This is a genomic window from Marinomonas lutimaris (assembly GCF_019426345.1).
Lineage (GTDB): Bacteria > Pseudomonadota > Gammaproteobacteria > Pseudomonadales > Marinomonadaceae > Marinomonas > Marinomonas lutimaris.
Genome location: NZ_JAHLLW010000018.1, coordinates 17,924 through 42,073, shown reverse-complemented (window position 1 = coordinate 42,073; position 24,150 = coordinate 17,924). Strand labels below are relative to the sequence as shown.

The 24,150-nt window shown below is 43.9% G+C and carries 22 protein-coding genes; 15 read left to right on the top strand and 7 right to left on the bottom strand.

Features of this window, described 5'->3' with window-relative positions; translation table 11 throughout:
• The first annotated feature begins 25 nt into the window (after nt 1-25).
• Nucleotides 26-1,372, top strand: a complete 1,347-nt coding sequence (locus tag KPL72_RS16910; RefSeq protein WP_219703819.1) for an anti-phage deoxyguanosine triphosphatase — start codon at nt 26-28, stop codon at nt 1,370-1,372.
• 579 nt (nt 1,373-1,951) lie between these two features.
• Here KPL72_RS16910 and KPL72_RS16905 read toward each other — a convergent pair.
• Nucleotides 1,952-2,392, bottom strand: coding sequence for a helix-turn-helix domain-containing protein (locus tag KPL72_RS16905; protein WP_219703818.1), 441 nt, complete (start codon nt 2,390-2,392; stop codon nt 1,952-1,954).
• Between the two features lie 500 nt (nt 2,393-2,892).
• A complete protein-coding gene (locus tag KPL72_RS16900) occupies nt 2,893-4,272 on the bottom strand; it encodes an MATE family efflux transporter (protein WP_219703817.1) in 1,380 nt (459 codons plus the stop codon).
• Nucleotides 4,273-4,408: 136 nt separating this feature from the next.
• Between KPL72_RS16900 and KPL72_RS16895 the strand changes: the two genes are divergently transcribed.
• On the top strand, nt 4,409-5,293 hold the full coding sequence (locus KPL72_RS16895) for a LysR family transcriptional regulator (RefSeq protein ID WP_249422311.1): 885 nt from the start codon (nt 4,409-4,411) through the stop codon (nt 5,291-5,293).
• Nucleotides 5,294-5,764: 471 nt separating this feature from the next.
• Here KPL72_RS16895 and KPL72_RS16890 read toward each other — a convergent pair whose 3' ends face one another.
• Genes KPL72_RS16890 through KPL72_RS16880 form a run of 3 tightly spaced genes read right to left on the bottom strand, consistent with a single transcriptional unit; the run spans nt 5,765 to nt 8,117 of the window.
• Nucleotides 5,765-6,268 carry a GNAT family N-acetyltransferase gene (locus KPL72_RS16890; RefSeq protein ID WP_219703815.1) on the bottom strand — a complete coding sequence of 168 codons (504 nt, stop codon included), beginning with the start codon at nt 6,266-6,268 and terminating at the stop codon, nt 5,765-5,767.
• A gap of 7 nt (nt 6,269-6,275) precedes the next feature.
• Nucleotides 6,276-7,292, bottom strand: a complete 1,017-nt coding sequence (locus KPL72_RS16885) for a DUF2333 family protein (RefSeq protein WP_212915867.1) — start codon at nt 7,290-7,292, stop codon at nt 6,276-6,278.
• A gap of 12 nt (nt 7,293-7,304) precedes the next feature.
• Complete coding sequence (locus KPL72_RS16880; RefSeq protein ID WP_219703814.1) at nt 7,305-8,117, bottom strand: tetratricopeptide repeat protein; 813 nt, start codon at nt 8,115-8,117, stop codon at nt 7,305-7,307.
• Nucleotides 8,118-8,227: 110 nt separating this feature from the next.
• Between KPL72_RS16880 and dsbD the strand changes: the two genes are divergently transcribed.
• The 9 genes from dsbD (at nt 8,228) to purD (ending at nt 19,161) form a co-directional block, all read left to right on the top strand.
• Nucleotides 8,228-10,048 carry a protein-disulfide reductase DsbD gene (dsbD, locus tag KPL72_RS16875; protein WP_219703813.1) on the top strand — a complete coding sequence of 607 codons (1,821 nt, stop codon included), beginning with the start codon at nt 8,228-8,230 and terminating at the stop codon, nt 10,046-10,048.
• Nucleotides 10,049-10,295: 247 nt separating this feature from the next.
• Nucleotides 10,296-10,742, top strand: a complete 447-nt coding sequence (accB, locus tag KPL72_RS16870; protein WP_212915870.1) for an acetyl-CoA carboxylase biotin carboxyl carrier protein — start codon at nt 10,296-10,298, stop codon at nt 10,740-10,742.
• Between the two features lie 20 nt (nt 10,743-10,762).
• Complete coding sequence (accC, locus tag KPL72_RS16865; RefSeq protein WP_212915871.1) at nt 10,763-12,103, top strand: acetyl-CoA carboxylase biotin carboxylase subunit; 1,341 nt, start codon at nt 10,763-10,765, stop codon at nt 12,101-12,103.
• Nucleotides 12,104-12,223: 120 nt separating this feature from the next.
• Entirely contained in the window at nt 12,224-13,114 is an 891-nt protein-coding gene (gene prmA, locus KPL72_RS16860; RefSeq protein WP_212915872.1) for a 50S ribosomal protein L11 methyltransferase, read from the top strand.
• A gap of 44 nt (nt 13,115-13,158) precedes the next feature.
• Nucleotides 13,159-14,439: a DUF3426 domain-containing protein gene (locus tag KPL72_RS16855; protein ID WP_219703812.1), complete on the top strand. Its 1,281-nt coding sequence runs from the start codon at nt 13,159-13,161 to the stop codon at nt 14,437-14,439.
• 321 nt (nt 14,440-14,760) lie between these two features.
• Nucleotides 14,761-15,729, top strand: a complete 969-nt coding sequence (dusB, locus tag KPL72_RS16850; protein ID WP_212915874.1) for a tRNA dihydrouridine synthase DusB — start codon at nt 14,761-14,763, stop codon at nt 15,727-15,729.
• 118 nt (nt 15,730-15,847) lie between these two features.
• Nucleotides 15,848-16,126 (top strand): DNA-binding transcriptional regulator Fis, encoded by a 279-nt coding sequence (gene fis / locus KPL72_RS16845; RefSeq protein WP_012070668.1) that lies wholly within the window; start codon nt 15,848-15,850, stop codon nt 16,124-16,126.
• 87 nt (nt 16,127-16,213) lie between these two features.
• A complete protein-coding gene (gene purH, locus KPL72_RS16840) occupies nt 16,214-17,791 on the top strand; it encodes a bifunctional phosphoribosylaminoimidazolecarboxamide formyltransferase/IMP cyclohydrolase (RefSeq protein WP_212918916.1) in 1,578 nt (525 codons plus the stop codon).
• An 83-nt stretch (nt 17,792-17,874) separates the two neighbouring features.
• Nucleotides 17,875-19,161: a phosphoribosylamine--glycine ligase gene (gene purD / locus KPL72_RS16835; RefSeq protein WP_219703811.1), complete on the top strand. Its 1,287-nt coding sequence runs from the start codon at nt 17,875-17,877 to the stop codon at nt 19,159-19,161.
• Nucleotides 19,162-19,247: 86 nt separating this feature from the next.
• Here the strand turns inward: purD and KPL72_RS16830 are convergent, their stop codons facing one another.
• A complete protein-coding gene (locus KPL72_RS16830) occupies nt 19,248-19,499 on the bottom strand; it encodes a hypothetical protein (protein ID WP_219703810.1) in 252 nt (83 codons plus the stop codon).
• A 58-nt stretch (nt 19,500-19,557) separates the two neighbouring features.
• Between KPL72_RS16830 and KPL72_RS16825 the strand changes: the two genes are divergently transcribed.
• Genes KPL72_RS16825 through pdxH form a run of 4 tightly spaced genes read left to right on the top strand, consistent with a single transcriptional unit; the run spans nt 19,558 to nt 23,524 of the window.
• A complete protein-coding gene (locus KPL72_RS16825; protein WP_219703809.1) occupies nt 19,558-21,852 on the top strand; it encodes a sensor histidine kinase in 2,295 nt (764 codons plus the stop codon).
• Nucleotides 21,853-21,891: 39 nt separating this feature from the next.
• On the top strand, nt 21,892-22,233 hold the full coding sequence (locus KPL72_RS16820; RefSeq protein WP_212915878.1) for a histidine triad nucleotide-binding protein: 342 nt from the start codon (nt 21,892-21,894) through the stop codon (nt 22,231-22,233).
• 14 nt (nt 22,234-22,247) lie between these two features.
• Nucleotides 22,248-22,880 (top strand): 2-polyprenyl-3-methyl-6-methoxy-1,4-benzoquinone monooxygenase, encoded by a 633-nt coding sequence (coq7, locus tag KPL72_RS16815; RefSeq protein ID WP_219703808.1) that lies wholly within the window; start codon nt 22,248-22,250, stop codon nt 22,878-22,880.
• Nucleotides 22,881-22,882: 2 nt separating this feature from the next.
• Nucleotides 22,883-23,524: a pyridoxamine 5'-phosphate oxidase gene (gene pdxH / locus KPL72_RS16810; protein WP_212915880.1), complete on the top strand. Its 642-nt coding sequence runs from the start codon at nt 22,883-22,885 to the stop codon at nt 23,522-23,524.
• A gap of 47 nt (nt 23,525-23,571) precedes the next feature.
• Here pdxH and KPL72_RS16805 read toward each other — a convergent pair whose 3' ends face one another.
• Nucleotides 23,572-24,129, bottom strand: coding sequence for an alpha-ketoglutarate-dependent dioxygenase AlkB family protein (locus tag KPL72_RS16805; RefSeq protein WP_212915881.1), 558 nt, complete (start codon nt 24,127-24,129; stop codon nt 23,572-23,574).
• Nucleotides 24,130-24,150: the final 21 nt, after the last annotated feature.

Sequence of the window (24,150 nt, the reverse complement as noted above, 5' to 3'; positions counted from 1 at the left end):
TTATTAACCTAAGTGGATTAAGAGCATGACAACCGCACAAGACACAATGCTACCTTGGCACGAAAGACAATCTGGTCATCAAGAATCCCGCGACAACGATTACCGCACACCTTACCAACGCGATCGAGCTAGAATCATCCACAGCGCCGCGTTTCGTCGCTTACAATCCAAAACGCAAATCCTTGCCATTCGACAAAACGACTACAGCCGTACACGCTTAACACACTCTCTAGAAGTCGCCCAAATTGGCAACGGCATTGTTCACCAACTTAAATTCAGCTCACCTGCAGATGCCGACTTTCAACCTTGGCTCGCCGACGATGCTTTAATTGAAACCGTTTGCCTGAGTCACGACATCGGCCATCCGCCGTTTGGTCATGGCGGTGAAGTTGCCCTTAACTACATGATGCAAACTTATGGCGGTTTTGAAGGCAACGCACAATCATTAAGAATCCTAGGGAAGCGCGGCTCCTACTCACCTATTTATGGCATGGACGTCACACGTCGCACTTTATTAGGAATTTTAAAATACCCCGTTTTACACGCCAGCGTGGTTGGCAAATACCCAGAAAAACCCGCTAACTTTCGCCAATTCAAAGCTTCTAACTGGGCGCCACCAAAATGCGTCTACCAAGAAGAGCAAGACTTACTAAATTGGATCATCGAGCCTTTTAGCCAAGCCGACAAAAGCTTATTACAAGAAGTAAACCGAACCGAGCCAGATGGCCACGCCAAAGCCAAACACGCCAGCTTCGACACCAGCATCATGGACCTCGCTGACGACATCGCCTACGGCGTTCACGACCTAGAAGACGCCATCGTCCTCGGCATGGTCACCAAAGACATGTGGCTAGAACACCTAGAACCCAAACTCGCCGCATTAGCGTCACCCTTTTTAGCCGAAAACCTAAACGACATTCGCACCCAACTGTTCAGCCGCCAAAGCCACCTTCGCAAAGAAGCCATCGGCAGCCTAGTTAGCTGGTTCATTACCTCTTGTCGAGTGATCGAAAAAACACAATTTGAACATCCGCTATTACGCTTCCAAGTCGGCTTGCCAGAAGGCCAACGACAAGCCTTAAACTTGTTAAAACAATTCGAAATGCAACACATCATCCAACGCCCAGAAGTGCAAATGCTCGTCTACAAAGGCCAGCAAATGTTATTGGAAATGTTCGAAGCCTACTCCGCCGACCCAAGCCGACTACTGCCAAGAGAAATCGCTAAGGAATGGCAAAAAAGCCAAGAACGCGGAGAAAACGGACTTCGCATCATCTGCGACTACATGGCCTCCATGACCGACGACTACGCCAGCCGCATGTACAATAAGTTGTTTGTTCCGAGCTTAGGCTCGGTGTTTGAGCCAATGTAGATAGGGGTAATCCCCTCCCCTTTTGTCTTCCAAGGGGAGGGTTAGGGAGGGGTTGCAAACTTTGGTTCCATTCAAACGCTTTGAATTCCTAAGCTTTTTTCCGCTCTGCTGAGCGGGTAACTTTTGCCAAACGATGCAAAACTTCAGTCTAAAGGAAAGCAAAAAATCGCTTTATCGGGCTATCGCCCAAACGTCTCATTCGCTTTGTTTATTATCAGTTTGGCAAAACGATTTTTGTCGAAAGGCATAGATTGTTTATTTGGTGATAGATGAATAGTCAAACACTGACTCTGAAACTCCATAAAGTCGCGCAACTTCGTCGCGTCGAAAAGACTTCTTCGGGATTGCAGTGATGGAAAACAAAAACGTAGGGCGACATGAGGGAGGTACGACCGTAATGCGCCGATGAAAGCGAAGCTTTCATGCTCTAGAGTAGGTCGCGGCTTTAGCCCGACGCGGAATTTAGACGCCATTCAAACGCTTTGTACTCCTAAGCTTTTTTCCGCTCAACAGAGCGGAACCGAGCTATCGACCTAGGATACGTTTGAATGGAATCAAACATTTAAATTCAACAACTAGCTAAACCGCGATCCCCCAGCGGTTGTCAATTTCTTCCAGTAATATTTCCTTTGCGGCTTGTTGGGCTTCTGCATCAGACAAAAGGTCTAGAAAGTAGCTGACGGAGTTTGTTTTCTCTAGTTTTTCCATAAATAGAGATCGAAGCGCAGCGTCTGTCGTTCGGGGGATTTCTGACTGTCCTTTTTCGTAACGCGCTATCGTTTGTTCTGATACACCAAAGCGGTGTCCGAGCATTTTTTGCGATAGGTTTAACTCTATGCGTAAGAACTTAAATTCAGCCGGACGAAGAGCTGTGTGACTGTCTGCGATTGTTTGCGCGATGGCGACATGTAAGTTATTCATATCATCAATGCTGGTGTAGTCTTCGCCGTCTATATGCTCAATGGTAAAACCGTTTTTTAGATAGACGTTAGGCAAGCCACATTCTGTATAGTGATACATAGTTTTACTCCTAATGAACCCAAACTAAAGTTAAGACTATGACATTACTTTCTCTCATAACCGAACCATAACATATCAATTTGATAGGTTGTTTGTTTTTATCAAAAGCACTCAACCAAGAAAGCTTCGCTTTCAACAGCGTTTTTTTTGATTAAGAGAGTCGCTACGCTCATGACAACCCTACTATTAGCTACGAAAAAGTCAGTTCGACGCGACGAAGTTGCGCGACTTTATGGAGTTTCAGGGTCATTAACAGAAAGACTTTCACAAACAGAAAAGCCAATCTATGCCTTACGATAAAAATCGTCTTGCTAAACGCAACATTAAACTAAGTAAATGAGACGTTTGGGCGATAGCCCGACAAAGCGAATTTTTGGTCACTTTTTGGGCGCTTACAAAAAGTTACCCGCTCAGCAGAGCGGAAAAAAGGTTAGGAATACAAAGCGTTTGAATGGAAGCAAATAAAGAACACTTTGAACAAAGTGTTCTTTATCGGGATGTCACTGGCAAACAACCACGCCTCCATCTATATTGTTCTGCTGTCTATGCATTTTCATCAGTCCTTTCAGGTTGATCAGTAGCATCGGCAATACGATCAATGCGAAGGCGATGTTGGATAGAGGAACGGCTAACCAAACCCCATCAATGCCTAGGTATTTCGGTAAGATGAATAGGAATGGAAACTGTATCAACATGTTGCCGACTGAGACAAACAGGGCTTGCCCGCTTTTACCGACGGCAACAAAGTAGATGGACGCCATAAATAAAAAGCCGTCTAAAAACAGTGCCATTAAATGTAGGCGAATGCCGTTTTTGCTTGCTTCAAGCAATGCGTCGTTGCCTGTGGTAAAGATGCTGATAAAGATCTCTGGAAAAATATTAAACAGTATGACCAAGGCGATACCGGATCCAACGGTGACAGAAAAAGCCAGTTTTACGGTTTCGGTAATGCGTTTGTATTGCTTGGCGCCTAGGTAGTAACTAACCGGTGGCTGCAAGCCGCTAACTAAGCCTTCGGCGAAGAAGTAGTAGCAACTCGCTAAGTAGCCAACAATCGCGAAGGCAGCTAGTTGCGTAGTGTCTCCGTAGGCCATAAATTGCATGTTATGGAACGCCATGACGAAGCTAAAATAGATAAACATCACTAAGTTTGACGCACCCAATTGCACGATACGAATGGCGATGGTTTTATCGAGTTGTTTAACCGCTAGCTTGGTTTTGGCTTTTGACGAGGTAAAGTAACGTAGACACAAAATACAGGTCGCCAGTTGAGCAATTAAGGTGGCAATGGCCGCGCCTTTTAATCCCATATCAAGATGGGCTAAGAAAACATAGTCCAAGACAATGTTCGTCAAAGCGCCTGCAACAATAAATACTGTCGCAAGGTTGGGGCTGTCATCATTTCGGACCAGCATCGGCATGGCACTGGCACCAATCGAAATCAGTGCACCAAACGACATTATTTGCACATAACCCCAGCTCATTTCTAGAGTGATGCCCGTTGCGCCTTGAATATTGAGCAGACTCTGACCAAAAACGATAAACACGACAGTGGCCAATAAGCCGATCAAAATGATCAAGAAAAGCGCCGTGACGAGTGTTGCTTGAGTGGCAGCAAGGTTGTTCTCGCCACGATATTTAGACAATACGCTGCCGCCGCCCATACCCACAAGCAAACCAAAGCCCATGATTAAACCAAGCAATGGAATGGCCATATTGATGCTTGCGAGTCCGTCTGCACCAACAAAGTGACCAACGAAGAAGCCATCAATGATCTGATACAGACCACTGACTAACATAGCGACGATGGAAGGAATGGCAAAACGCCAAAACGTTCGAGCAACGGATTGTGACGGTTGAACCTGTGGAGCGGCTTGCATAACTTAAATATCCAGAAAGTAAGAATGCAGGCATAATATATACAATTGAGATATAAGAAAGTTAGTTACCATCCGTTTATAGGATGGATTAAGCCATTATCTATGCCGCGAGAGTAACCATTTTATGAGCAAAGAAATGAATTGGACACTGGATCAGTTACTGGCGTTTGTTACCGCCGCTGAGCTGGGCTCTTTTTCGGCAGCAGCAAGGCAATTACAAAAGGCACAATCGCGCATCAGCAGCGCCATCGCCAATTTAGAATTGGATTTAGGGTTTGAATTATTTGATCGCAGCTCTAAATTCCCCGTATTGACACCTCTTGGCAAAGAAATGCTTCCCGAAGCGCGAGCGGTACTTAACCAATGTTTACGCTTAGACTCACGTGCGTTATCAGCGGCAAACAAAGAACCTATTTCGTTGCGCATCGCTCTAGATGAAGCCTTGCCACTGGAAACCATTCACTCTATTTTCTCTCAAGTTGGCGATTTATTTCCCAACACGCATTTGGTTATTACTAACGGATCACAAGACGATATTGCCAATGCCATTGCTAATAAAAAAGCCGACATTGGTTTTATGATTAGCAACAGTGCCTTGCCACCAAAGTTAACCTTGCAGTCTTTGGGATATTTTAAAAAAATCCTGATTGTCGGTAAAAAGCACCCTCTTGCTAAAGTAGGCGTACTGAGTCTTTCGCAGCTACAGCAATACCGTCAGTTCGTACTCTGTAACCGTTCAGGAGAGAACCGCGAAAATGCTCTAAGCCCAGATCATTGGGATTTAGACAGTTATTATTTGATTTGTGAATTGGTAACGCAGAATCAAGGCTGGGCCATTGTTCCAGAACATATTGCCAAAGCTCATTGGTTTTTTGAGCAAATAAAAATCGCTAAAAGCGATTTCTTAACGGATCCATTAATTGAAATAGGCATAGTGAAACGACTCGACAGCCCAAACAACAAACTAACAGATTGGATAACAGAGCAAATGCGTCACTTAATGGATAATCGCTCTATTTAGAAAACAAAATATTTTAACCGTGGTGTTTTTATCGCTCCGAAGGATAACCACCTTAGAAAATGAAAGCTCCGCTTTCTCCGGCGGATCACGGTCGTACCTTCCTCATCCGCCCTACGACTGGTATTACGGTATCGGGTATAAATTTGTAGACGATTAGCTACGAAGAAGTCAGTTCGACGCGACGAAGTTGCGCGACTTTATGGAGTTTCAGGGTCATTAACAGAAAGACTTTCACAAACAGAGAAGCCAATCTATGCCTTACGGTAAAAATCGTCTTACCAAACCAATATAGAACAAAATGAATGAGACGTTTGGGCGATAGCCCGATTAAAGAGACCTTTTGGTTACTTTTGTACTTTTCTGAATTAAACAGAGGGCAAAAGTTACCCGCTCAGCTTTTTCCTGAATTAAAGAGCGGAATAAAGGTTAGGAAGGCAAAGCCCTTGAAAGGAAACAAATATACCTGAAGAACTAAAACTCTCTTCCAAGAATAAACACGTCTTCTTTAATCTGTTCATTCTGAGCAATATTCGGTAATAGTCCCCATTGATCAAACCCTTGACGTGTTAAGAAACCTTGGCTATCAAGGTTGCTGGCATAGATGTAGGCAACGAGATGAGTGAAACCAAGCTCTGGTCTATTCGCTTCTAGGTATTGAAATAGCTGTGTGCCAATTCCTTTTCCTTGCCTGTTTGGCGAGACATAGATGCTGATTTCGTAAGCAGTATCAAAAGCTGGCAAGCCATAAAAAGGTTCGACAGAGCACCAAGCAATCACATTGCCCTGTTCTTCTAGGACTAACAAAGGGTGGTTATCGGTGACGCTTTCTAGCCAGTCCATGACGTCGATCAAGCCTATATTGTCTTGTCGATGACCTGTGCTGGCAAAAAGGTCGCAATGCTGAAAGATGTCTAATATCGCAGGGGCATCGTCTAATACTGCTAGACGAATTTCCCTGCTATGACTGGGTGACATTAACTCGCTAGCCCTGTTCAAGCAAACGACGTAGGTCGATAATCGCGGTATTTGCACGTGCTATATAAGAAGCCATAACCAAGGAATGGTTCGCCAATACGCCAAAGCCACTGCCATTTAAGATGAATGGTGACCACACATTGGCTTGGGTCGCTTCGAGTTCACGAATGATTTGACGCAGGCTAACCAGCGCGTTTTTATCTTGTAAGGTATAAATAAAATCCACCTCTACTGCGCGTAGTATATGAATCAGTGCCCAGCTTGTACCACGAGCTTCGTAGAAAACGTCGTCCACTTTCAACCAAGGCGTACGCACGTAACGGGTATTTTCGTCTGATTCTAGCTGAGGTTTGTCTTCTATTACGCTTGCTGATAGACGCTGAGACAAGCTACCAAGACGAGTGCTGACGTCTGACAACCAGTCTGCAAGATTGTCTGCACGGGCGTAGAATTGCGCTTTATTATTTGATTGACCCGCTAAACGATCAAGGTATTCCATTAGCTCTTTATTGCCACGACGATATTCACTTTCACTAGACGGCAAGGCCCAGCTTTTGTTATCGAAGTTGAATTGCGGCTCAGCGATTTTCAAATTCACGTCTTCTGTGGACTGGGACTGAGAGCGGCTAAACTCTTTACGAAACGCTCTAGCCAAATCGCGAGACTGAACCAATACACCAAATTCCCATGCTGGCATGTTGTCCATAAACACACCTGGAGGAAGTATGTCATTGCTAATGAAGCCACCTGGTTTATCCAGTAATGTCGCCATTATGGTGTGCAATGTGCTGGCAGTCGTGTAGCCAACAGCCAGTTTTTTACTGTTATTTAAGTAACCGCGTTCCGTGGCTTGTTCTTTTGCACTAGCCACAACATCAAACTGATCAGGTTCGCTGCTCCAATACATGCCCAAAAAGCTCAATAGTACAGCGGCAATGAGCACAGCAGACGCGACGACTTTCCCGACACTTGAGAAATTAATACTTGGCTTTAAACCTTGGAACTTATTCGCTAACCACGACATTGTTGACCTACCTTAATCTTGTTGTAATTCGACCATGTAATCAGCACGATGGTATGTCATCGCACGTACACGAAATTCGGGAACACGGCTATTAATGATTTGATAAATCAAACGTGCTTGTTTGTCATTTGGCCAGTAAATAGCGACGGGGCGATCTGCTTTTGCCACTTCATCTATAATAGGCTGAATTTTTGCGATTATCTCTTCTTCACTTAGACTAAAAAGTGTTTCGGGCAATAAAAACTGACCTTCCTTTAGCACTTTCGGCTCTGGCTTTGTTTTTGAAACTTTAGCCGCCTGCTGTCGTTTTGCTTTTAAATCACTTACACGTGAGGTCATTTCTATGATGGCAGGATCTTCTGGATTAACGGAGCGTGCAGAATCTAAATATTTTGCAGCCTTCTTATAATCACCGTTTCTAGCCGCTTGCCATGCCCATTGCGTATACACATCAACAATGGCAGTAATGCCTTGAGTTGCACGAAAGTTACCAGGATCTCGCCCTAGTGCTGCTTGAAAATACAAGTTAGCGTTGTCGTCTACTGGCGTTAAAAATCGCTCTTCAGACAATGCCATTTCGCCTTGCTCGATCAAACGCTGTGTTAATCGCTCAAAAGCCGTTGGAGCTTTGATTACTTTAGGTTGCGACGCTTTTGTCGCGGGCTTTTCGATATCTACTGATTGATTAACAGAAGCCTTAGCAGGCAAAGCTTTTTTGACTTCTACGTCCTGTATAGGCTGACCTTTCTCTGTTGACTTCACATTTCCCTGACAGCCTGTCAGGAAAACTACAGCAATTAGAAAAGAAACTAGGTTTTTACTCAATTTGTCTCCTTGCGATTGGCAACTTAAAGGTGGATTGATAGTCTACACCTTCTATCCAGCGTGGTGAAATATGGATTTACACAATACGCTCAATTTGATTGAAGATACTTATGCGCCTATTCGTTCTACTTTTTTTGCTGATCTTTCAAAACATTTCTCATGCTTTTACGTTTGGCCCTACATCAAGCCTTTCAGAACCAGAATTTTTACCCGTCGATCAAGCATTTCAGCTATCTATTTCCGCACCTAAAGACGGAAAATTAATGGCCACATGGCAAATCAATGATGGTTACTATTTATATCAAGAACAATTCATCTTGTCTGGAGAACAGGCGGATAAACTGCATTTCTCACCCTTTCCTGCCGGGGAAACAAAACAAGATCCTTATTATGGTGAAGTAACCGTTTATCGAGATAAATTGACACTGCCTATTTATTACGACATCAAACTTGCGGCTGGCACTGAAGTAAATGCGATACTTTCTTACCAAGGCTGTGCTGATAAAGGCCTATGTTATGCTCCACAGAAAATGCCGATTCAATTTACGGTTCCCGAACCTTTATCGTCTCCAGAAAAGCGTTTAGCCGAATCACAACCTAGAGCAGAAAGCTCCCAATCTTCCAACGCAGATCTTGCTCCTTCTGAAGCACAATCCGTCAGTCAGTTACTTAGCAATGATAACATTTGGACAACACTTATTGCCGTCTTTGGCTTGGGTTTACTTTTGTCGTTAACCCCTTGCGTGCTCCCAATGGTTCCTATTGTCAGTGCGATTGTGGTTGGCACTCGTCATTCAAAGTTAGGCGCATTTTATTACAGCTTTGTTTATGTGTTAGCCATGGCGCTAACCTATGCCGCTATTGGTGGATTGGTTGGTATTTTTGGCACCCAACTCAATTTACAAGCTCAATTACAAAATCCTATTTTATTAATTGGTAGCGCAATTGTCTTTGTACTACTTGCCCTAGCAATGTTCGGCGTCTATGAAATAAGACTGCCAAGTTCATGGCAACAACGCCTTCAAGTGTCGACCAAATCAACAGGCTCGGCTTGGAAATCCACAACCAGCATTTTTATCGCTGGGGTTTTGTCTACGCTAATTGTCTCCCCTTGTGTGTCTGCACCGCTTGCTGGTGCTCTGCTTTATATAAGTAGTCAAGGCGATGCGTGGTATGGCGCGATGATGCTTTTTGTTATGGCGCTTGGCATGGGGGCTCCACTGTTACTGGTCGGTCTTTTTGGCCCGAAAGTATTACCTAAAAGCGGCGAGTGGCTACACGACATTAAGGTATTGATGGGCTTTGGCTTGCTTGCTATGGCAATCTGGCTAATTACTCGTTGGCTACCAATAAGTAGCCATTTATATCTTTGGAGCCTTCTTTCTATTGCAATAAGCAGCTATTTTATCCATCGAGCTTATCAAATCGCCTCACACCCTATTCGCTGGTTTTTTGCCTTGGCCTTTTTCCTTATCGGCAGTGTTGAGTTTATTGGTGGCACAATAGGTAGCAGCAGTCCCCTACAGCCCTTGAAAAAACTATCCTCACCCTCAACAACACAAGAAGAGAAAGCAATATTTGACGCCACAATCACGAATTTAGATGAACTTGATGTAATTATAGCAAATCAAGACTCTCGTCCTATTATGCTAGATCTTTATGCTGATTGGTGTATCAGCTGCAAAATATTAGAAGACATGTTTACTTCACCCGACGTGCTACCACTACTTGATAAGGTTCAACTGATTAGAGTAGATGTCACAAAAAACTCAGTAAAAAATCAAGCTTTAATGCAGAAATTCAACTTATTTGGCCCGCCATCACTGGTTTTTTTAGACAATAAAGGCGAAGAACGTAAAACACTTACTTTGATGGGAGAACCAAGCAAATCTACTTTAATTGATCGTTTAAATCGTGCTATCGGCCAATAATATTCACCAAAAAGCACACAGGTTTACTTTTGATCAAAAACAAACCACAAGAAACGTTTTTCGGTTTTTTTAACGCAAAACTGGACAATATCACGCTTTTTATCGATAATTTCGCGTTACAAGCTTTTACAATTCGTTTTTTTATAAAAGCCCTGTTTGTTGGATAACGCAAGCAGTACACAGAATTCATAATAGTCAGTGGATAACATAACCACTGAAACACCAACACAGACAGAAGAGAGTAATTATGGACATTCGTAAAATCAAAAAGCTAATCGAACTTTTAGAAGAATCTAACGTCTATGAGATTGAAATCAAAGAAGGCGAAGAAGCTGTTCGTATTAGCCGTGGCGGTGCTCCAGTTCAAGCACCTATGATGGCCGCTCCAATGATGGCAGCTCCTGCTGCTGCACCAGTTGCTGCTTCTACTGCAGCGCCAGAAGCTCCTGCAGCTATCGCTGGTCACACTGTAAACTCTCCAATGGTCGGTACTTACTACAAATCTTCTGCGCCAGGTGCTAAGCCTTTCATCGAAGTAGGCCAAAAAGTAAATGTTGGCGATACTATCTGTATCGTTGAAGCAATGAAAATGATGAACCAAATTGAAGCAGATAAGTCTGGTACAATTGGCGCTATCCTTGTTGAAGACGGCGAGCCAGTTGAATTTGACCAGCCTCTTATTACTATCATTTAATCCAACGCAAAGGTTTCATCATGCTCGATAAGGTATTGATTGCTAACCGAGGCGAAATCGCGCTACGTATTTTACGTGCGTGTAAAGAACTCGGTATCAAAACCGTTGCGGTTCACTCTAAGATTGACCGTGACTTATTACATGTGCGCCTTGCAGACGAATCTATCTGCATAGGGCCAAACCCATCCGCTCAAAGTTATTTGAACATTCCAGCTATCATTAGTGCTGCAGAATTAACAGATACTTCAGCGATCCACCCAGGCTACGGTTTCCTTGCTGAAAATGCAGATTTCGCAGAGCAAGTTGAACGTTCTGGCTTCACTTTCATCGGACCTAAAGCCGAAACAATTCGCCTGATGGGCGACAAAGTTTCTGCTATTAAGGCGATGAAAGAAGCAGGCGTACCAACCGTTCCAGGCTCAAACGGTCCAGTACCTTCTGATCCTGAAGAGTGTATCCGTGTTGCTAATGAAATCGGCTTTCCGGTTATCGTTAAAGCAGCTGCGGGCGGCGGTGGTCGTGGTATGCGCGTTGTTCACAACGAAGGCAGCCTACTAAAATCTATCAGTATCACGCAATCTGAAGCAGGTTCTTACTTCGGTGACAGCACGGTTTATATGGAAAAATTCCTACAAAATCCACGTCACGTTGAAGTTCAAGTATTGGCTGACGGTCAAGGCAATGCTGTCCACCTATACGACCGCGATTGCTCTTTGCAGCGTCGCCATCAAAAAGTGTTGGAAGAAGCACCAGCACCGATGTTAAACGAAGAATCTCGCCAAGCTTGTTTAAAAGCTTGTGTTGATGCTTGTATCAAGATCAACTACCGCGGCGCAGGTACTTTCGAATTTCTATACGAAGACGGCAACTTCTACTTCATCGAGATGAACACTCGTGTACAAGTAGAACATCCAGTTACTGAAATGGTAACAGGTGTAGATATCGTTAAAGAGCAACTTCGCATTGCTAGCGGCTTGCCATTGTCTTTCAAACAAGAAGACATCAAGCTAAATGGCCATGCTGTTGAATCACGTATCAACGCAGAAGATTCTAAAACCTTCATGCCTTGCCCAGGTAAAGTGGAATACTTCCATGCACCAGGCGGTATGGGTGTTCGCGTCGATTCTCATTTGTACAGTGGCTACACAGTACCACCAACGTATGATTCAATGATTGCTAAAATCATTTGCCATGCTCCGGATCGTACAGCCGCACTAAAACGCCTTTCTGGCGCTCTAGATGAAACTTTCATCGATGGTATTAAAACCAACATAGAGCTTCAAAAAGACCTAGTAAATGATTCAAATTTCATTGCTGGTGGCGTTAATATCCATTATTTGGAGAAAAAACTCGGCCTGTAAAGACTGCAGTTTTGCCCCTAGTGACGTCATAAATCACTAGGGGCTATCATTTTCCTCTCGCCTCTCGCTCCAAGCTTCGCTATTCTATTCCTGTTTGTTTTATTTGTTGGACTTCACTTTATGCCTTGGCTTCAAATTCGTATCCATACCACACCCGATCACGTCCCAGCTTTCGAAGATACTCTCCTTGACTGCGGCGCCATGGTTGTCACTTTTGAAGACGTACATGACGATCCTGTATACGAACCAGACCTAAACACAACACCACTGTGGAAAAACACCAAGGTGACTGGTCTATTTGAAGCAGACGCAGATATTGAACACATTCGCCCAGTAATTGAACATAAAGCCGAATCCCTTGGTGAAACCGATATCGATATGAAAATAGAGATAGTCGAAGATAAAGATTGGGAAAGAGAATGGATGGATAATTATCATCCGATCCAATTTGGCGAACGTCTTTGGGTTTGTCCAAGCTGGCGCGAAGTACCCGATCCAAATGCGGTTACGCTGATGCTAGACCCAGGCTTGGCATTTGGCACAGGCACCCACCCTACTACCGCATTATGCCTACAATGGTTAGACAGCATTGATTGCAAAAATAAAACAATTATAGATTACGGTTGCGGCTCAGGAATTCTTGGCATTGCAGGCTTATTACTTGGTGCAAACAACATGGTTGGCATCGATATCGATCCGCAAGCTGTACAAGCAACCGAAGCCAATGCGGAACGCAACAAGATCGACCCAAGCCGTTTAGAAGTAAAACTGCCACCATACGAATCCGATCTACAAGCCGATATCGTGGTTGCGAACATTCTTGCTGGGCCACTTGCCCATTTAGCGCCAACGATTTCCGCACTAGTTAAAAAAGAAGGTCAATTAGCCCTTTCTGGCATTCTTGCCAACCAAGCGCAGGAAGTGATTGAGGCATATCAAGAATGGTTTACAATCGATTCCATTACCGAAAAGGAAGAATGGGTTCGTATTGTAGGCACTAAGCACGCATAATAACCGATTTACCAGTACAGTTTTACACAGGAAGATAAAACCCTATGCCTACGGCCACTAGCCTAATAACCCGCTGCCCAAAATGTTCAACCGCATTTCGAGTAAGCGATGAAGTATTAAGCATGGCCAAGGGCAAAGTCAGATGTGGTCAGTGCTTCCATATTTTCAATGCCAGCGACGCAGCAAACAACAAAACAACTCCTGCTAACAGCAAAGAACAACCGCAACAAAAAAACACTGATCTAGCTTCAGAGTCGGTCGAGCAAAAAAAACAAATACAGGCGGATTTGACTCACCAACCGCAAAAGCCAAGCGAGACCATTGATACTAGACTTGCCCCAGCAGAAGAAATTGTTAACCCCGATTGGTTGCACACACTATTTGATGACGAAGATCTGCAGCCACCAAGCGAAATCACAACAAGTTCAGAAAATAACAGCACACACAAAGAAATCGACACGGCAGAAATAAACAACGCTTATCAAGAGTCTGCCCGAAAACAAGAGCAAGCAAAAAGATCCACTACCGAAACACCCCGACAGGATGAACCTGCGCCATGGGAACTAGAACTTGCTGAAGTGGAAGCCGCTCTTAAGGCAACACCACAGCAAGCTCCTATAGCAAAAAAACCTTCACCTAAACCAGTTCCAACCGAAAGCCCTGCAACACCTGAACCAGACTACATGGTTGCCTTGCATTCTTTAGCACAAACAGCAGCAGAACAAACTCGCCCATCAGACATAAAGAATCAACACACAATTCTTGAACAACTGTCCGCTCAAGAAAGCCTGGCCCCACTAATGGGCGATAGTGAATCGTTCACAAATAAGAAAAAAGGACATCCTTGGCTATGGTTCTTTGCCTCTCTATTAGGGATTGCGCTATTGACCGCACAAATTGCCTCGCATTTTTTTGAAGAAGGCAGTCGCTCATCTAACTTTAGAGCCATCTACAAAACGATTTGCTCTTACTCAGGCTGTGCTCTACCAGGGTTTGAAGATGTAAGTGCCATTACCATTCAACATGTGCGTATACAAAGTCATCCGTCTATACCAAATATACTGTTAGTGAATGCGATCATCACCAACACCAGTGACTTCTCTCAACCGATGCCAAAAATCGCCTTAGAATTTTTTGACTTAAACGGCCTACCGGTAGCTGCGCGACTCTTTTCACCAAGTGATTACTTACATAAAGACTTTCTTGATATCACCTATATGCCACCAAATACGCCGATCCACTTGGTCATTCCTATACAAGATCCGGGCGCTCGTGCGGTCACTCATCAGCTTAGAGCCTTTCCGACAGACACTCGCTCTTACTAGTTTTTGAGAATTTTGCACGACTACTGTGCTCGCCAATACTTTGTTAAAAATAGACTCGCTTATTTACGGATTTAACAACATGGGCTCATTTATAACCCATAAACTCCACTTTCTCGTCTTTTTTTGCCTCGTCTTGGCTTCGCTCGTGACTTCGTGCAAAGGTCTCTTTTCACTGTTTTAGTGCAAAGGTTAAAAAAAGAACAAAAAATAGTCAGTTTTTAGCCTGTCAAGACTTCAAAAACAACGATTGCATAGGTATTATTCACGCCCGCTCGACACTGTCGACGATCTTTAACATTCAATCCAGTATTCAGGAACATCATGGCATTTGCTATTGGCCCATATTGCGTTGACAAGCCTGTTATTCTTGCCCCTATGGCTGGTGTAACAGATTTGCCTTTTCGCCGCCTTTGTCATGATCAAGGTGCAGGTTTAGTAGTATCAGAAATGGTCACTTCTGATGTTCGCCTGTGGAACTCGACAAAAAGCCGTCATCGTTTAATTCACGACGCGGAAGTCTCGCCGAGATCTGTTCAAATTGCTGGCGGTGACCCTCAAATGATGGCAGAAGCCGCTCAACAGAATGTTGAGCTAGGCGCACAAATCATTGATATAAACATGGGTTGTCCCGCTAAAAAAGTATGCAATAAAGCAGCAGGCTCTGCATTACTTAAAGATGAAGCACTTGTTCGAGAAATACTGGAGTCTGTTGTAAATAGTGTTTCTGTTCCGGTTACTCTAAAAATCCGCACTGGATGGAGCCTTGATCAGAAAAATGGTCTTGCGATTGCGAAAATGGCAGAGGATATTGGCATTCAAGCACTAGCGATTCATGGACGAACACGGGAATGTAAATTCCAAGGACAAGTTGAATACGACACAATTGCAGAGATTAAGCATCATTTGAGCATCCCTATTTTTGCGAATGGGGACATTAAAGACGCGCAGTCAGCAAAGTTCGTGAAAGATTACACTAAAGCAGACGGCATAATGATTGGCCGAGCCGCCCAAGGAAGACCGTGGATTTTTCGCGAAATAAACCACTATTTAGAAACAAACGAATTGTTAGCACCTCCTTCTTTATCTGAGGTGAGACAGCTTGTTATTAACCATGTGAACGCCTTACACCAATTTTATGGTGATTATTTAGGCGTGCGTATTGCTCGCAAGCACGTTGGTTGGTACCTGCAGACGTTAGCGGATAAAACACAATTTCGCAGTCTGTTTAACCGTATTGATAATACGCAAGAACAGCTTGATAAATTGGAAGAGTTCTTTGTTTGCCAATAGGCAAACGAACCTTACACTTAATGTACTGAAAATCAAAAAAGAAGACCTAGATCACCCTTCTCAATGACGATCAACGTGCATTAATAAATGGTTAGCTTTAAAAATAGAAGGTCATTCTGTGGTAGAACAAACTCATACTCATACGTTTCAAGCCGCTTCTTCAGAGCAGTCACAAACCCTACGTGACAATGTTGAAAAAGCCCTACAAAACTATTTCGCTCATCTTGATGGGCAGCCAATAACAGACTTATATCAGTTAGTCTTAGCCGAGGTTGAGGCGCCTTTGCTAGAGTCTGTCATGAGCTACACAAAGGATAACCAAACAAAAGCATCCACCATCCTTGGTTTAAACCGAGGAACACTTCGCAAGAAGTTGAAGCAATACGGCATGCTATAAGCACAAAGAAAAAAGGGCGAATTCGCCCTTTTTTTCGTCTTACCTTCCCCTTGTTTATTTAGTGTTAAATTAATTGCGAGAACCATGATGGCAAATCAAAATACAGTAACTCCAATCAAACGAGCGTTAATCAGTGTTTCCGACAAAACAGGCATTGTCGAATTTGCACGTGAACTGACCGCTCAAGGCGTTGAAATTCTTTCAACTGGTGGTACTTACCGTCTTTTATTGGACAGCAACGTTAAAGCAACTGAAGTTTCTGATTACACCGGCTTCCCAGAAATGATGGATGGCCGCGTTAAAACACTACACCCAAAAGTGCACGGTGGCATTCTTGGTCGTCGTGACATCGACGGCGCCATCATGAAAGAGCACGGCATCGAAGAAATCGACATGGTTGTTGTTAACCTTTATCCATTCGAAGCGACTATTGAACGTCCTGATTGCGATTTACCAATGGCGATTGAAAACATCGACATCGGTGGCCCTACCATGGTTCGCTCTGCAGCGAAAAACCATAAAGACGTAGCGATTGTAGTGTCTCCTTCTAGCTACGAAGCAATCTTGGCCTCTCTTAAAGCCGACGGTGGTTTGACTTACGAGCAGCGTTTTGATCTTGCTGTGAAAGCCTTTGAACACACATCACACTATGATGGCGCTATTGCCAATTTCCTAGGTAAAAAAGTAGAAGGCGGTAGCGAAGACTTCGCACGTACCTTCAACCTACAATTCCATAAACAAGAAGAAATGCGCTACGGTGAGAATCCACACCAGAAAGCCGCTTTCTATGTTGAAGCGAATCCTAAAGAAGCGTCCATCAGCACAGCTAAACAAATCCAAGGTAAGGCTTTGTCTTACAACAACATCGCAGACACTGATGCGGCTCTTGAGTGCGTCAAAAGTTTCGATAAGCCTGCGTGTGTTATTGTTAAGCATGCCAACCCTTGTGGCGTTGCAACTGCAGCAACACAATTTGAAGCCTACGATCTTGCTTTCCAAACAGACCCAACGTCTGCATTTGGCGGCATCATTGCTTTCAACCAAGAGCTAGATGCACAAACCGCTCAAGCAATTGTTGATCGTCAATTCGTTGAAGTCATTATTGCACCAAGTGTTAGCAAAGAAGCGGCTGACATCGTTGCTGCGAAACAAAATGTTCGCTTGCTAGAATGCGGCCAATGGTCAAAAGACAAGCCAGCTGCGCTAGACTACAAACGCGTTAACGGTGGCTTATTGGTCCAAGATCGTGATGACGGTGTTATTACTTTAGACGATCTTAAAATCGTTTCTAAACGCCAACCTAGCGAAGAAGAACTAAAAGATCTATTGTTTGCTTGGAAAGTCGCTAAATTCGTTAAATCCAATGCGATTGTTTATGCAAAAGCAGAACAAACTATTGGTGTAGGCGCAGGCCAAATGAGCCGTGTTTACAGCGCTAAAATCGCTGGCATTAAAGCAGCTGACGAGAACCTAGAAGTAATTGGCTCTGTCATGGCGTCTGATGCATTTTTCCCATTCCGTGATGGTATAGATGCTGCAGCACAAGCTGGCATTACAGCTGTTATCCAGCCTGGTGGCTCTATGCGTGATGAAGAAGTTATCGCCGCTGCTGATGAAGCAGGCATGGCCATGGTCTTCACTGGAATGCGCCATTTCCGTCATTAATAAGCCCGTCTCTAAGAAGCCAAGACTTCTTAGTTCGTCACCAGAGGCTGCGGCCTCTGGTTTGCAATACAAAGGATTAGATAATGAAAGTTCTTATTATTGGTAACGGTGGTCGTGAACATGCTCTTGCATGGAAGACTGCAGAATCCAGCCAAGTCGAAAAAGTTTTTGTTGCCCCAGGTAACGCCGGCTCAGCAACCGAAAACAAAGTTGAAAACGTTAACATTGGCGTAACAGACATCGCCGATCTTGTTGCTTTTGCGAAAAAAGAAAACATCGACCTAACCATTGTTGGCCCAGAAGCGCCATTGGTTATTGGTGTGGTAGACGCATTTGAAAAAGAAGGCTTGGCTATCTTCGGCCCAACAGCAGCAGCAGCGCAACTGGAAGGATCGAAAGCTTTCACTAAAGATTTCTTAGCTCGCCACAACATTCCAACGGCAGCTTACGGAAACTTCACTGAAATCGAACCTGCAGTTGCTTACATCAAGCAGCACGGCGCTCCGATTGTTGTTAAAGCCGATGGCTTAGCAGCCGGCAAAGGAGTTATCTTGGCACAAACAGAAGCTGAAGCCATCGAAGCGGTTGAAGACATGCTTCAAGGCAATGCTTTTGGCGATGCGGGTAGCCGTGTTGTTATCGAAGAATTCTTGGTAGGCGAAGAAGCTAGCTTCATCTGCATGGTTGATGGCGAAACCGTTTTGCCAATGGCGACAAGCCAAGACCACAAAGCACGCGATAATGGCGACAAGGGCCCGAACACTGGTGGCATGGGCGCTTACTCTCCAGCACCTGTTGTTACACCAGAAATCCATGATCGCATTATGAACGAAGTCATCATGCCAACCGTTAAAGGCATGAACGCGGAAGGCAATCGCTACCGTGGATTCTTGTATGCTGGCGTGATGATCGCACCAGATGGCACACCAAAAACACTAGAATACAACTGCCGCTTTGGTGACCCAGAGACGCAACCAATCATGATGCGCTTGCGCTCTGATTTGGCACAAATGTGTTTGGCTGCCATCAATGGCAAGCTTGATACCATTGAAGCGGATTGGGATCCTCGCGCAAGCCTAGGCGTTGTCCTTGCAGCTGGCGGCTACCCTGCTGATTACCCTAAAGGCGACATTATCTCTGGCTTGGATACCGTACTTCCTGAAGGTCAGAAAGTATTTCAAGCAGGTACTGCATTAAAAGATGGCCAAGTTGTTACTAATGGCGGTCGTGTACTTTGTGCTGTTGCTCTTGGCGATACGGTTGCCCAAGCACAAGCATCTGCTTACGAAGTTGTTAACACTCTGTCTTGGGATAAAGTTTACTTCCGCACCGACATTGGCCATCGCGCCATTGCTCGTGAGCAAAAGTAACCCAGCTATTGGCAAAATAGCCATCAGCTGAAAAAGGCCTCAATTGAGGCCTTTTTCATGTCTACATAGTGAATAATATTTAGTGCTTACTTTTTTAACTGCGACTCTTTTTTGTCTAACCAAGCTTTAAACAGACGTCCCAACTCCAAAACCAATAAACCGAAAATGACACCAGCAACCCAATCCAAACCGAGAACAAAACCTAACGCTGCAATCATTCCATAGCCGTACATTAGATTCGTTCGCGTTGCGGGTTTCGCTTGTCGTGCAAACCAAGTAACACCGAGTAGCAGTATGCTAAACCAAACATAATACTCGACTAAAATTGGATATAGCATTTGATCCCCTATCTAGTTAATAATGATAGCCTTTATACAATACAGTCAGGCTAGCGTTTTGTTTTATCGATTAATTTTACTGCTTTTACTCAGTATCTCCAACTATGCTTGGAGCTCAAACACTATCGCCATCATAGATGATACAAATAGTGTATTTAACATTGGCAAAAGCGGCTCATATTTTATCGATGAAGACCAAAGCCTCTCATTTGATAACATCTCATCTGACGAGTATGCAAAACAATTTCGACCTATTAATAGAGATTACTTACAGTTTGGCCTAGTAAAAGGCAACATCTGGATTCGTACCGATGTTGCAATACGAACCACCAGTAGCAGTCCTGTTTTACTGGAAATAAAGTCTCCTAGAATTCAATATTTAGATATCTATTTACCTAACTTATATGAAAATCAGGTTCAAGCAGAATTCGGCGGCGCACGACCTTACAATAACAAGCAAATTAAAACACCAAACTATATTTTTTCCATTCCAGCTAACTCACCGCCTGTTTTCACTTTGTACATTAAGCTATCGTCTCACCTGCCAATCAACGCACAAATCGAACTTAAAACCCTTTCCCAACTGAGCCAAGATACTCAAAAAGATCTAACGCTCACAGGTGTTCTCATTGGTATATTGTTAACCTTACTGGTTTGTAATGTTTTCTTTTTTGTCAAAACATCACGCCCTATGTATTTAATCTACTGTGTCTTGCTTATTGGTATAGCCATTCTACACCTGACACTTCACGATCAAGTTTCACAACTGTTTCCAAACCTGATCAACATCCAAGAGCGCATATACAATCTAACAGCGCTATCTTGCTTGTGCGCCATTGTGTTTTTCTCCCGTCTCTACCTTGATACCAAAGACCATCTGCCAAAATTAGATAAGCTATTAATTTCTATTGGCTCTATTGATGCGCTATTTGCCTTCATTTTCACCATCTCACCAGACCAAATAAGCATCATGGCGCTCTCATTTTTGGTGATTAGTACACTCATCATTTTGACCGTGCATGCTGTTGTTGCCTTTATGAAAAACATCCCTTTTTCGGGGTATTATTTAGTCGCTAGACTCTCCCTCTTTTTGGGTTACTTTATCTGGCTAATGTCAGTATATGGTATCGTTCCCAGCGCAGTATTATTTGAATGGGGCCTTACTTTAACAATCATTATCGAGTCCATGATTCATTTCACTGGCATAATTGCGCAAACAAAGCCACTACAAAGACATGCACAAAACAGCAAACAAGCTCCGACCGAAGTGACCGATCTTTTATCAGACCTCTCCAACAGACTTCGTCGTCAAATCAATATTCTTGGCGGTACGCTCTCTCATCTTGAGCAAGCAGCAACTTCAAGCGATACAAAACTGTTCTTAACCAGCAGCCTAACTGCCAACAACAACCTTAAAAATCTAATTGAGCGAATTGATCTACTCAGCGACATTAAAGAAAACACATCGCCCGATCAGCCGTATCCACTAGCGCTTAATCAATTAATAGATAATGCTTATAACAATTTCCAACGCTTAGACCAAGACAACACACTAATTGAACTAAACACCTACAAAACAGATCAGGTTGAGATTTTACAGAACGCGTCTATTTTACAGCACCTTATCGAAAGCCTTGCGCAAGAGTTTAAGCATTTCACCGACCAAACATTGACGATCAACGTTACCCGCCATGAAATAAACCGAGATGGCGTAACTTTATTAGAACTCAGCTGCTTTCCGCTACCGACACAGGTTCGCACTTCTGCAACCAATTTCGATCTTGGCATGCACTACATCACACTTCTCGTCCAACATTTAGAAGGCAAGATACAAATAACCGAAGATGGCCGTACGCGAAGTATTAATATCCAACTTCCCATACGCGCACACATACGACCTTTGAATAACGATATTAGCCAGCAACACCACTTTGATATCATATTATTCGGCCAAGAGGACAACGACCTACAAAAAGCGCTAACCATCTTGCAAAGCCACATCAATAAAATAGAGCACTTCACTGCTCTAGAAAGACTATTAGACTATTTGGAGCAGCCGGCCAATAGAGAGTCAGGCTCTATTATTTTAGTCTTCGATAACGGTGGCCACATTCCGCACATTACGCAACAAAGACTACTCCCTTTAATGCGTAATGAAGATCAGTGCTTACTCATCAGCAACAATGTTAAAATGTCGCTAGATTATGCTAAAAAGCTTGGTTTTGATGAATTACTAGCCAGCTCTGAACTAGACAACCACCTAGAACAAAGAATATCGCGCCTTATCCAAAAGGGAGACAGACTAAAGAGCACATCTTTGTCACGGATCAACCCTTTGCGCAAAATACCTTGAAGCAAAACCACCAACCTTGAATAATACAAAGGAGATGAAATGGACTGTTTATTTTGCAAGATAGTAAAAGGTGACATTCCGGCAAACGTTTTATTTGAAGACGATGATGTTATCGCTTTTGAAGATATTATGCCTAAAGCACCAACCCATTTCCTAGTGATCCCGAAACGCCACATTAGCACGTTGAATGACCTTACTGATGAAGATGCACCTGTGGTTGGCAAACTACAAACCACCGCTGCAAAAATTGCAAAACAGAAAGGCATTAGCGACGCTGGCTATCGTGTTGTGATGAACTGCAACGAAATGGGTGGACAAACTGTTTACCACATTCATATGCATGTATTGGGTGGCCGCGCAATGACATGGCCTCCAGGTTAATGAGAGGAAATACTATGATCTCTTTTCTAGATAAAGCCGTATTACAGTTTGATCGCGCTTTGCAAACACTTGTCCCCAATGCAGCGAAAGCAACTCGACCTTCTCCTGCAGAAAAACTGGAAGAAGCCGACTTGGATCCGAACGAACGCAAGCACTCGTCTGGCCTTATGCGCATCAACCATACAGGTGAAGTCTGTGCTCAAGCGCTTTACGCAGGACAAGCCACTACGGCAAAGCTCGCTGCCGTTCGTAAAGAGATGGAGCATGCAGCGGACGAAGAAATTGATCATCTAGTCTGGTGTGAACAACGTCTTTATGACCTAGGCAGTAAACCAAGTATGTTAAATCCTTTGTTCTACGGCGCATCTTTTGTCATAGGCGCTGGGGCTGGCCTTATTAGTGATAAGTTAAGTTTAGGCTTTGTTGCTGCAACAGAAGATCAGGTTTGCATTCATCTTCAAAAACACATGGCAACCCTGCCAACACAAGATGAAAAAAGTAAAGCCGTTTTGGCACAAATGCACATAGATGAAGCCAGACATAAAGCAATGGCGCTAGAAGCAGGCGGGTACGAGTTTCCGCAACCTATTATGGCTATCATGACCCAATTATCCAAAGTCATGACCACAACCACTTACCGGATTTAATCATGAACAGAGATCTTCATTCTATTCGTCGTGACTATCAATTCGACGACCTTTTGGAAGAACAAGCTGGACAAGATCCACTTGCTTTATTTGATACTTGGCTAGAAAAAGCCATCGAAACTTGCCCAGATGACCCAACAGCCATGGTGCTAAGCACGGTTGGCCTAGATGGTTGGCCGCATTCTCGCGTGGTATTATTAAAGCAACGTAATGACGCTGGTTTTTCTTTTTTCACTAACTATGACAGTGAAAAAGGCCAGCAATTAGCGCAAAATAACAAAGCCAGCATGACCTTCTTTTGGCCTGCACTTTCTCGCCAAGTCCGCGTAGAGGGCACTATAGAAAAAGTCTCCCGCGAAACGTCTGAGGCCTATTTTGCAACTCGTCCACGTGGTAGCCAGCTTGCAGCAAGAACATCAAAACAAAGTGCTGTGATTGCCAGCCGTGATGCATTGCAAAAAGCCTTTCACGCAGAAGAACAAGCGTTTAATGATCAAGACGTACCTTGCCCTGAGAACTGGGGCGGCTATGTGCTAAAACCTAGTTTTATTGAATTCTGGCAAGGACGACCAAGCCGACTTCATGACCGGATCTGTTACACGCAAAATAACAGTGATTGGCTCATAACACGCAAAGCACCCTAGTCATTTAATACGCCATTTAATGCGGCAAGTAGCACCATTGAAGCGAGTCAAAGCAGCAGACGAAAGGTTAAGCTTATTCGCTCCGCTTTGATCCGCTTTCTTACTGGTAGAGAATGCTGCCACAATACTTGCGTTGAAGCAGACATCACCAACCAGCTTGCGTCTTCTAATTCCACACTGTGTTTAATTTGGTGATTCGCTTTAAGGCGAAATAGAAACGGTCGACTCGCTCCGAGGCTCAACATAGCAACGACTGGCGCAGGCCCTAGTGATTTTTCATCATCTGCATGCCAGCCCATATATTCCCCCCCATCTTGGTACCAATTCAACAACACCGCATTGAATGACTGCTTAGCAAGACTCTCCGCCTCTTCTTTTATCGCCAACAACCAATCTGGCCAACCAATACCATGGTGGTCCTTGCCTGAATAGCGATAACAAACACCGGCATCCGCAATAAATGCGACCTGTCTCGGTACCAGCACGTCACGCCCAAACATCGTTAGACGTTCTCTTTCCCACAACAGATTCGACTTAAGCTGCGACACAAGCTGCTGCGCGCTTGAGCTAGAAAATGAGTATCGGTATGATGGCTGAATTCCCATTAAAAATTATTTCCCTTGGAC